This window comes from Mucilaginibacter sp. (assembly GCF_036383575.1).
Classification (GTDB): Bacteria; Bacteroidota; Bacteroidia; order Sphingobacteriales; family Sphingobacteriaceae; genus Mucilaginibacter.
Window position 1 is genome coordinate 1 of the sequence record NZ_DASVOB010000068.1, and the last position, 11,339, is coordinate 11,339.

4 protein-coding genes are annotated in these 11,339 nt (G+C 43.4%); 2 read left to right on the plus strand and 2 right to left on the minus strand.

Going from position 1 to position 11,339, the window contains the following annotated elements; genetic code table 11:
• Nucleotides 1-1,122: 1,122 nt before the first annotated feature.
• On the minus strand, nt 1,123-3,717 hold the full coding sequence (gene xyl3A, locus VF500_RS02325; RefSeq protein WP_330858133.1) for a xylan 1,4-beta-xylosidase: 2,595 nt from the start codon (nt 3,715-3,717) through the stop codon (nt 1,123-1,125).
• 317 nt (nt 3,718-4,034) lie between these two features.
• On the opposite strand from xyl3A, the gene VF500_RS02330 reads away from it, so the two are divergent.
• Entirely contained in the window at nt 4,035-4,928 is an 894-nt protein-coding gene (locus VF500_RS02330) for a sialate O-acetylesterase (RefSeq protein WP_330858134.1), read from the plus strand.
• Between the two features lie 220 nt (nt 4,929-5,148).
• On the opposite strand, the gene VF500_RS02335 is transcribed toward VF500_RS02330, so the two are convergent.
• Nucleotides 5,149-9,333: a hybrid sensor histidine kinase/response regulator transcription factor gene (locus VF500_RS02335; RefSeq protein ID WP_330858135.1), complete on the minus strand. Its 4,185-nt coding sequence runs from the start codon at nt 9,331-9,333 to the stop codon at nt 5,149-5,151.
• Between the two features lie 561 nt (nt 9,334-9,894).
• Between VF500_RS02335 and VF500_RS02340 the strand changes: the two genes are divergently transcribed.
• Nucleotides 9,895-11,016: an alpha/beta hydrolase-fold protein gene (locus VF500_RS02340; RefSeq protein ID WP_330858136.1), complete on the plus strand. Its 1,122-nt coding sequence runs from the start codon at nt 9,895-9,897 to the stop codon at nt 11,014-11,016.
• The last annotated feature ends 323 nt before the right edge of the window (nt 11,017-11,339 follow it).

The following is an 11,339-nucleotide window of genomic DNA, read 5'->3' on the forward strand; positions in this document are numbered from 1 at the left end:
TATAGCAAATGCCTTAAAATCGTTCTGACTCACTTTTAGGCACCGTTACCGGAATTAAAAGATGATTTGCAAGTTGCCGGAAGTAAATGCCCGGGACTTAAGCCGGAATTGAACATGTGTTTTTGTCTCTCCATAATTTTCGTGTTTAGTGATTGATAATTAATATTTAGGTTTGTTATCTTTTAAAAACCGTCGAACCCAAACGCATCGCTTTGGCTTTCCACATTCAAATTGGCAGTGTCGATGCTCCTTACAAAACTGGAAGTCTCTTGTTTCGTGGTAAGCGAAAGCAATAGATGCCATAATGACCCCGCTTTTTATTACACAAGTTTATAATTGGTATGCCGGTACACCGTTTTGTTGGTAGTACCTTTGTAACGACCTTCAGTTGGTCAAAACAATGAGTGTAAAAGTATCTTGAGTTGTTTTGTCAATAGCGCAATTTTTATCTAAATCTTACAACATTTGTTTAAGCAAACACTGTAGATCAGGATTTTCTTTCAGGATAGCAACAGTTATATGATCAGAAAAATGAGGCAGGCGCAGCGTGAATGCCGAGGTTATTTTAGTTAAAACAAACTACAAACAATTGATTTACAATTATTTAATTAAACATCAAAAAAAAATCGAGCTAAAGATGAGTGCTTTTTTTCGTTAAAAAGTTGTATTGGCTTATCAATTTGGAGGTAAAATACGATCAATAACAATCGATTGCGACACACTTGGAAATTACAACATTTAAGTGTTGTTAAAACAATAATTTTTGAGGATCTATGGAGACAGAAAGATTAAATATTTAGCCATATATGGCAGATTAAATTGTCCGGGAAGAGCGCTTTTTGCTGCTTTGTTACACAGCGGCTGCGGGCGAAATAACTTAAATAGATAGAGGTTGTTCTATGATAGATCTTTTCAGGTCAAATTGAACGGTGCTTTCTGTTGCCTCTTTGTAAATGCCGTAAAATTGCAGGAAACAAATAAGGACAGCCTCGCGCTGTCCTTACAACCAATTTTAAAAAAGAAAAGTGATAAAAGGTGAGGTATTATTTATGCTTAATATCCTTTAAAACGGCACGCCGTTGCTGCGGTCGATTTATCAGATATATCATTATATTTATAATATTATTTGATGGTTACCTTGACTGTCTTCAGGTCCTTTTTATCCGAGCTGGTGCCATAAAGCACCTCATATTGACCAGGTGATACTTTTACCATAGCATCTGCCGGATCAAAGAATTCAAATGTTTTTGACGGCAGGTTAATAGCCGCGAGTGTTGTTTTTCCGGCAGGTACCGCGATGCGCTTAAACGCACGTAAGGTCTTAACGGGTCCTTCCGTATCGTCTGTTTTATGAATATACACTTGTATTATTTCTGTACCATCAAGCCGGCCTGCATTATTTACCGGCACCGATAATTGTATCGATTCGTTAGCAGCAATGGTGTTTTTGCTCAGTGTTGCGTCGCCTATTCGAAAATCAGTATAACTTAAGCCGAAACCAAAGGGAAATAATGGTTCCTGCGCCATGTAGCGATAAGTGCGGCCAGTCATTTGATAATCGCTAAAATCAGGCAATTGGCTAATATTTTTGTAAAAGGTAACCGGCAGGCGACCCGCCGGATTATAATCGCCAAACAGCACGTCGGCAACTGCCTGTCCGCCTGCTTCGCCGCCATACCATGCCTGTAAAATCGCTTCACAATTCCCGGTCTCCGGCACCAGGCCAACTGCCGATCCTGAGCAATTTATAAAGACCACCTTTTTGCCCGCGTTTTTAAGTGCTGCCAAGCAGTTGCGCTGTACGGCCGGCAACTCGATATCTGTACGGTCGCCACCTTTGAAGCCAGGTAGCTGAATAGGCATTTCCTCACCTTCCAAGCGCGGCGAAATACCCCCTGCAAAAATAACGACATCAGCATCCTTAACTTTATTGACCAACGCGTCATAACTTATAGCTACTTCCTTACCAAAGTTAAAGAACAGGTTCGCTGCCCAATTATTGAGCTGTTTATAGCGTAACTCTATTTTATAGCTTTTCCCGGCTTCTGCCTGTAAGATATAACGTGCAGGTAATAAGCGCCAGCTGCCATTACGCAGTACCGACTTTCCATCGATCAGGAGCTCCCCCCCACCGGTACATTCCAGTTTAAAAACGATATCACCCGTAATTGATGGTTTGTAAACTGTTTCATACCGTGCAGAAAATCCCTCGGTATTAACACCTTGTGCAAACTGATGCGCGCCAAAGGTTGTAAGGGACATCGGCCCGGTAATTTGGGTTGTAATGACCGGAGTGCCATCCATAGTGTGGTTATTCCAGTAGGTAGCCTTTATACCAGGCTGGCCGTCTATGCTGCTTTCTGTAATGCCTGTTTCGGTAACCTTGTCGTCGGTCAAATCGCAAGCCTTGTCATAAATGATCTGACCGGGACTTAATTTCGACCGGATTCCTTCTAAAATATTGATGGTACTTGCCGGGGTACCGTTATAGTTGCCCCAAAGCATTGGCGAGTCATCGGCGTTAGGGCCAATTATCGCTACTTTTTGCAGTTTCTTGCTTAAAGGCAAAATATTATTCCGGTTTTGAAGTAAGGTCATCGCCTCATGCGCCATATCAAGGGCCAGCTTTTGATGTGCAGGCGAATTAACCACCGAAAGCGGAATCTTTGTCCACGGAACTAATTCGTCCTTATCCATCTCGCCCAGTTCAAAGCGTTGTGTCATTAACCGTATTACACTGGCGTCGATATCCTTTTCCCTGATTAAACCGCGAGCTACGGCATCCGGGATTTTATCAAAAGCGTAGCCCACGCATTCCACATCGGTACCGGAGAGTACCGCCTTAGCTGATGCATGCTCGGCATCGGATGAAGATTTGTGTGTGCGGTAAAAATCGGTAATAGCCCCGCAATCAGATACAACAAGATATTTAAATCCCCAATCCTGCCTTAATATCTGGCCAAGTAACCGACTGTTACCGCAGCAAGGCTCATCATCGAGGCGCTGATAGGCGCACATCACTTCCCTCACATCGGCTTCGGTAACAAGTGATTTGAAAGCCGGCAGATATGTTTCCCATAAATCGCGCGCGCTAACATTGTTAATATTTAATTCGTGTCGGCTCCATTCGGGTCCGGAGTGTACCGCGTAATGCTTTGCGCAGGCCAGCAATTTACGGTATCGGGCGTCGGCAGGGCCTTGCAGGCCTTTTACAACAGAAACGCCCATGCGCGATGTAAGGTAAGGGTCTTCGCCGTAAGTTTCCTGACCACGTCCCCAACGCGGATCACGGAAAATGTTGACATTCGGTGTCCAAACCGACAGGTCGTGAAAACGCTGGCTCTCTCCCTTCTTTTTGTAATCATTATTTTTAGCCCGGGCTTCGTCAGATACGGCATCGAAAACATGAAATAACAACTGATCATCAAACGATGCTGCCATGCCTATCGGCTCGGGGAAAACAGTTACCGGCCCCTGGTTGGCGTAACCGTGCAGCGCTTCGCTCCACCAGTTAAATTTTTTGATACCAAGACGGGGTATCGCATCGGAAACATCTTTCATCAACCCTACTTTTTCCTTTAGGGTAAGCCTTTTCACCAAATCCTTTGCCCTCACTTCTGATGGTAGTTTTGGATTTTGATAAGGAATTTTTTGCGCATCAGCATAAGTAGTATAAAAAAGTCCTATGCTTATCAGTAAACTTTTTTTAAGGTTCATATAGTTTATCATTGGTCTGTTTTGCGCAGTCAAAAGTATTGAGCGGCATAAACTTTAAATGACACGCATGTTGAAAAGGTTAACACATTGGTTTACGGTATTTAAAACGATGCAAATGTTTTTTAAAACGCGCAGCTCCTATCGCTCACCGGCAGCTAAGCTTTTAGATGGCTCCCAATATTGTTAGGGACAACACAGACCTCAACAACTGTTATAGCACTTTCAACAATTGTTGTAATTGCATACCTGGCCGTTCAGCTACTTTTATTGAGTTACTGCCGGGCCGTTTGCCCGCTATAAAAACCTCAAAACATACAATGAATACAAGAATCCTTTCTTTTACCCTGTTCGTGATCATCTCATTATTTACCGGCACCGCGTCAGCCCAAAACAAAAAGTTTTATATCTTTTTGTGCTTCGGCCAGTCCAACATGGAAGGTAACGCACGCATTCAACCACAAGACACCGTTGTTGACCAGCGTTTACAGGTATTGGAAACAGTTGACTGTCCTAACCTTAAACGAACCAAAGGCAACTGGTATACTGCCGTACCACCTTTGGCACGTTGCAACACCGGCCTTACGCCGGCCGACTACTTTGGTCGTACTTTAATAGCCACCCTGCCCCATGATATAACGGTTGGTATTGTCAATGTGTCGGTAGCTGGTTGTAAAATTGAGTTGTTCCAGGAAGGCAGCTACAAGGGCTATGCTGCCACCGCACCAGCCTGGATGGTGAACATGATCAATGAATACGGTGGAGATCCTTACGGCCATTTGGTGGAGATGGCTAAACTGGCACAAAAGCACGGGTTGATCAAAGGGATCTTACTGCACCAGGGCGAGTCAAACACGAATGACACACTTTGGACTCAAAAAGTAAAAAGCATCTACGATATGCTGATCAAAGATCTCCGCCTCAAACCCAGGAAAGTGCCGTTGCTTGCCGGCGAACTGGTTAACGCGGATCAGGACGGTAAATGTGCCGCGATGAACCAAATAATTGATAAGCTACCGGATGTTATCCCAACCGCCTATGTGATCAACTCCGGCGGATGCCCTGCTGCAGCTGATAAACTGCACTTCACAGCTGAGGGCTACCGGATCTTAGGCACAAGGTATGGATTAAAAATGCTGAGCCTGCTTGGTTACAAATCACAGCCTGATACTGATCCTATACCTGTTCAACCAACCGGGAGCACCGGCAGGTAACAGTGGCTCACTTTAACCACCTAAGAAGCTCTTAAAAAAACATTCATTACCGTTGGTTGAAACCAACGGTAAAAGAGTTGAAAAGTCTTGGCTTTAGCCCAATTATGCTGCAGATTTGGGCTGAAGCCCTCCTATCGCTACCCATTGTCCCGTTGGTTAAAACCAACGGCAATGAAATTTCATCTATCTGTAAACGATATCCTTTATTTCCTAACAGACCCTAAGCGACACTTTTAACGCTTTCCTTTTTTACCCTGTATTCGGATGGTAGGATATTATATTTAGCCTTGAATGATTTGGTAAAATAATGAGGCGTAGAAAAACCGATAGAATATGCGATCTCGGCAATGGTCAGATCGGTTTTTTCCAATAATACAGTTGCCTTGTCCAGTTTTATCGAGCGGATAAATTCTACAGGCGGTTCGCCGGTGAGTTCAGTGATCTTACTATAGAACGATCCCCTGCTCATGCTAAAGTGATGGCTGATCTCTTCAACAGAAAACTTAGGGTTGTTTATGTTTTCCTCAATGTATATTACCACATCTTTAATAAACCGCTCTGATGAGGATTCTATATCCATATCCGCAGGGATAACCTTTATTTTTTTCTGATAGGTTTCTTTAAGCGATTTATTTATATGAAGCAGGTTTTTGATCTTGATATTCAGGATATCGAAATTAAAAGGTTTGGTCAGGTAATCGTTTACACCTAATTCCAGCCCTGCAAGTTGTTCTTTTTGACTGGTCATAGCCGTCAATAAGATGATCGGGATGTGGCTGGTTCGTTTATCGGCCCTGAGTTTACAGCTCAGTTGGATCCCATCCATATAGGGCATACTGATATCGCTAACTATCAGATCCGGATGTACAGCGAGCGCCTTATGCCATCCATCGCGACCATTAACCGCCTCCGACACTTTATAAGTAGCACCCAGATTTTCGACCAGGTAATGCCGCATATCATCATTATCTTCAACGATCAGCACGTGCAGCCGGCTAACACCTGTTGCACTCTCCGGCTGGGGCCTGCTGTCCTTATCGTCTTCAACAAAGCCGGATGTTGCCGCCAGCATATCCTGTCCGGACATTGCTGTTTCTGACAAATTTATTACCGGTAATGAAATCGTTAAAGAAAAGGTTGATCCCTTACCAGGTTCACTTTCTACACTAATTTGGCCGCCGTGCAATTGCACAAGCTCACGTGTTATGGATAAACCTATCCCGCTGCCCTGGTTAAGGATAGCCGGCTGGGCATCTGCCTGATAAAACCTGTCAAAAACATGGCCAACCTGTTCGGGCGAGATGCCTGCACCTGTATCTGCAACCAAGATACTAAGCTGGTATGAACTGCCATCGGCCGAAATAATGGGGGCGGTAATTTCCACAGTGATTTGTCCCCCTGCCATCGTAAATTTAAAGGCGTTGGATAGCAGGTTAAATAATATCCGCTCCACTTTGTCGTGATCAAATTTGGCAAATAACCTTTCACCGGCTGTTTTAAAAACGGTTGAGATCTTTTTTCTATTGGCCAGGTCGTAAAACGAATCTGCAACTTCGCGGACAAAAGAAATAAACTCCCCTTCAACCAAATTCAGCTTAAGTTCGTTCTCCTCAAGTTTTCTGAAATCAAGTAACTGATTGACAAGGTTAAGCAACCTACGCGAATTTCTTTTGATAACGCCCAATTGTCCAGCAACAGGTTCGGTGTTAGACTGTTCAAGAAGCTTGTCAACCGGCGCCATTATTAAAGATATCGGTGTCCGGAATTCATGGCTCAAATTGGTTAAAAATTCAATCTTCATCTCATCCAGTTCATGACGGGCCTCGGCGGCTTTGCGTTCCTGCTCATCATTCAGTTTCTTCTTAAGCTTTTTAACACCTTGCCGGCGGATGAGCAATAAAATGCCAAAAGCCAGCAAAACATAAAACACATAGGCATAAATGGTCATCCAGAAAGGCGGTTTCACTATAATTTTCAGCGATGTACCCGTGTCATTCCATTTTCCGTCATTGTTGGAAGCCTTTACCCTGAAAGTGTACTCGCCCGGATCAAGGTTAGTATAACTGGCAGTTGTTGAGGTACCGGCATTTTTCCAGGAAGTGCTGAACCCCTCTAAGATATAGGAATAACGATTTTGTTGTGGAAGTGTATAATTAAGCGCAACAAAGTTGATGGAGAAATCCTGCTTATACTTGATGGTGATTTGTTGCATCTCACCAATGTTAACAGGTAATGGATTATCATGATCAGGCGAGATCCGCTTATTATCAATACTCAGGGTAGTTAACACAACCGGCGGCAACTTTTTGTTGAGCCTGACATCTGAGCCTCTAAAATAATTAAACCCGTCCACCCCACCGAAATAGAGCGTGCCATCTGTAGCAATAATACCAGATCCATTTAAAAACACATTATTTTGAAGGCCATTATCATGGCAATAAACATAAAGCTTCTCGTCTGCCGGATCGATCCTGCCAATGCCCTGATTGGTGCTGAACCATATATTACCCGTTTTATCCTGTAAAATTTTACAGATCACACCGTTGGGTAACTGGTTATTATATTTAAATGCCGTTACCTTTTTATGTCGATGATCATAAAAGAAAAGCCCGTCGCCGTTCGTGCCTATCCATATGTTCCCGCTGGCGTCCTTTTTTAAGGATAACACCTCTGCTATTGGCAAGCCGGTATTGGTTGGGTTAAGAAAATCGAACATCTTTGTACCCGGGTTATAAATAGCGATGCCGGTGCCATATGAGCCTATCCACATATTGCCGTCATTATCCTCTTCGAAGGCCCTGATATAGCCGTTTGATGGAAAGTTATAACCTTTTGCAGCCAAAATAGCCGGCGCGAATCTGCGGAAACTATTTGTCTTCTCCTCAAACACATTAACACCGGCGCCGTTAGTACCAATCCATATGTTACCAAGGTGATCTTCTTTAAAACAGAAAATATTATTTTGACTAATGCTTAACTTTTCGGTACCGCTGGTGAATTGTGTATAGGCGTTGTTCGCTGTGTTCAATTTAAAAAGTCCATGCCCGAATGTTCCTATCCAAAGTTGCTGTTTATGATCCAGCAGCATAGCAAGGATGGGCAAACCCGCCGAATTTATTTTCTCTTTTGGTTTTATGGGGATATGACTAAAACGGTTGGTTTTGTTGTTGAATATACTAAGGCCGCCGCCGTCTGTACCTATGTACAGCTCATTATCGTTTTTTTGCGCAAATGACGATACAATAGGCGCGCTCAAACCATAAGGATCTAACTCGGTAGATTGAACATAATTAAATAAAGTCAGGTTCTTATCGTATTTATTGATGCCCCCCATATAGGTCCCCACCCAATAAATGCCATCGGGATCGATATAAATGCTCCGAATAGATTTGCTGTTAAGACTATAAGGATCGCGCGGGTCATGACGGTAACGTATGGATTGCCCGGTGTTGACGTCCATGATATTAAGGCCGCCCTCTGTACCTACCCAAATGTGATCTTTGTCGTCGGCTGCTATGCTGTAAACAATGTCACCGCACAATGAATGTTCATCTTTATCATTATAACAATAATTGATAAAATGTTCTCCATCTTTCGCCAGGCGGCTCAAACCATTTGATGTACCCACCCACACATTGCCCATTTTATCCTCCGAAACGGTCATGACCACATCTGATGGTAAACTGCCCGGATCGTTTTTTTGATGGCGGAACGCTTTAAAACGCCTACGTATTTCATCATACAAATACAAACCCGCATTGGTACATACCCACATTCTGCCGTAACTGTCCTGAAAAATATAACCCATGCTTTTAACCGGTATCAGGCCCGGTTTGTCTGTCCCGGTTTCAAAATGGCTGATATGCTTCCGGTCCTGATCGATCACATCGAGGCCATTTACAGTACCCACCCAAATATAACCCTTACTATTTGTGCATACAGCGGTAACAACACGCTGGCTTAAACGCTGTCCCTTTAAGGGGGAAGTAAAGTTTTTGAAAACATCCGCCGCCCGGTCATAATAATAAAGACCATAACCAATGGTACCTACCCATAGAGTACCGGTACGGTCTATGCTCATACTGCTTATTTCGTTCGAGCCGGTCTCTACCTGCCTTTTTATGCCAAGGGGATAAACTTTAAAGCGCTTGCCGTCATACCTGTAAAGGCTTTCTGACGTGCCTATCCATATCATTCCGTTAACATCCTTTATGATGGAATTTACGGCATTACCCATTAACCCCTGTTTAGTTGTTAAGGTAGTGAACTTAAGGTTAGGCTTTTGTGCATATACCTGGATACAGAGAACGGTTAAAACAACCGGCGTCAGTACAATTCGCGCAAAGCCAGTCGGCGCGGCGTACATCGTTTTACGCGCATATAATTGGGGTAAATAATGCATCATAAGTGACAGGTTACATTTTCCAATGCAGGCAAGCCGCAGGAAAAATTGTTTATGAATTATGGTTTTAAAATTGGTTTGATCGATGTTTTTGAAGTACATCAATATCCAAATTTACATTTTATGACGATGAAACAGGCAAACGTTTGTTCAAAGAAATAACACACTTGTTCAATTACACCGGTAATTATTGTACAAAAGTGCATATGAACGAATTTGCGGCAATGATGCCATCAAACCCGTTATTGACAAACGTTGTAAAATTATGCTGAAAATTGCGTGCCTTGCTTTTGCTATAAAAATACTTTTATGGTAAAAGAAAAGCAGCCCAAAACAACCGGATCGCCATTATAAACTATTTTAAAAAAGGTTATCCCGGATCAAGTTCTCGTAAACAATGAAAACCCCGTCCCGGTAAAAACCCAACCAAAGCAGCAATAAAATATGTGTAATAAAAACAATTAATCACAATTTAATTCCCTATCAGGTTCCGGATATTTTACGGCATCAAAACAAACCCGGCATTTTACTAAATCCACAATATATAAACCTCAACATTCAATTATGAAACCCAAACACTTGCTTGCCTTATTGGCATTTACATTTATCTCCTGCCTCTGCAGGGCACAAACGGCTTCAATAGCCGAAGATTTCAAACCATCCACCTTTAACCAACCGGGACAAGAATACCCTCAGGTAAACTCGCAGGGCTATGCGCGCTTTCGTATTAAGGCCCCACAGTCTGACAGTATAAAAGTGAGTCTCGGTCTCGGCGGTCGCGGTGGTACTAAACTAACAAAAGGAGCCGACGGATTTTGGACGGGCACCACAGAGGGGCCGATGGATGAAGGATTTCATTACTACCATTTAACCATTGATGGGGGAATATTTAACGATCCGGGTACACTAAATTTTTATGGCTCCACACGCTGGGAAAGCGGCATCGAAATACCAGCACACGACCAGGATTTCTATTCGCTTAAATATGTTCCGCACGGCAATGTGCAGCAGATACTTTTCCCGTCCAAAAGCACCAATACCTCTCGCAGGGCTTTTGTTTACACACCACCGGGCTACGAGAAGGACAGATCAAGAAAATACCCGGTATTATACCTGCAACATGGCTGGGGCGAAGATGAAACCGCATGGAGTAACCAGGGGCACGCCAACCTGATCATGGATAACCTAATAGCAACCGGTAAAATACAACCATTCATTATTGTAATGACCTATGGGATGACCAATGACGTAAGACCCGGCCCCGGCGCATTAAAAAGTTTTAAGATCGATCCTTTCCAAACAGTTTTGACTGATGAGCTTATCCCCTACGTTGATGCCAGCTTCCGCACACGGGCCGACAGGGCTCACCGTGCCATGGCGGGTTTGTCAATGGGTGGTATGGAAACACATATGATCACACTAAACAAGCCGGAGCTTTTTGCTTACTATGCCCTGCTCAGCGGTGGCACTTATTCGTCGGATGAGCTTAAAGATAAGACAAAACCTAAACTGATATTTATCAGCTGCGGCAGTAAGGAAAGGCCTGAAGGTGTTAAAAATGCTGTGGTTGCATTAAAAGCGGCAGGCTACGATGCGGTATCTTTCGTATCTGAAAACACCGCTCATGAGTTCCTAACCTGGCGCCGCAGCCTTTACGAACTTGCTCCGCTTTTGTTTAAAGAGTAAAACATCTGTCAGCCCCTAAATAATTAACACCAAAAAGCCCTATCGGTAAGATGCCGGCAGGGCTTTTTGTTGCAAACTACTGAGCCTAAATCCATAGAACCGACCGCGCTTATTCAGTCCGGAGAATTGATTGTTTAAGTTTACGAAACCGTTCTTTTAATTAATTAACCTGAGTTCAGGATAAAAAATCATTGTCAAATAAAAAATGTCATTTCGATAGAGCGGAGGGCTGGCTGAGTGCTGAAGCGAAAGAGAAATCTTCTACAACATGCCGGGCGAAAAAGCATGTTGTAGAAGATTTCTCCTCACCCCACCGCGCAAAC

Bases quoted from the DNA above. Each gene is read 5' to 3' on its own strand.
- VF500_RS02340 (WP_330858136.1), top strand. From the start codon at position 9,895: ATGAAACCCAAACACTTGCTTGCCTTATTGGCATTTACATTTATCTCC.
- VF500_RS02335 (WP_330858135.1), bottom strand. From the start codon at position 9,333: ATGATGCATTATTTACCCCAATTATATGCGCGTAAAACGATGTACGCC.
- xyl3A (WP_330858133.1), bottom strand. From the start codon at position 3,717: ATGAACCTTAAAAAAAGTTTACTGATAAGCATAGGACTTTTTTATACT.
- VF500_RS02330 (WP_330858134.1), top strand. From the start codon at position 4,035: ATGAATACAAGAATCCTTTCTTTTACCCTGTTCGTGATCATCTCATTA.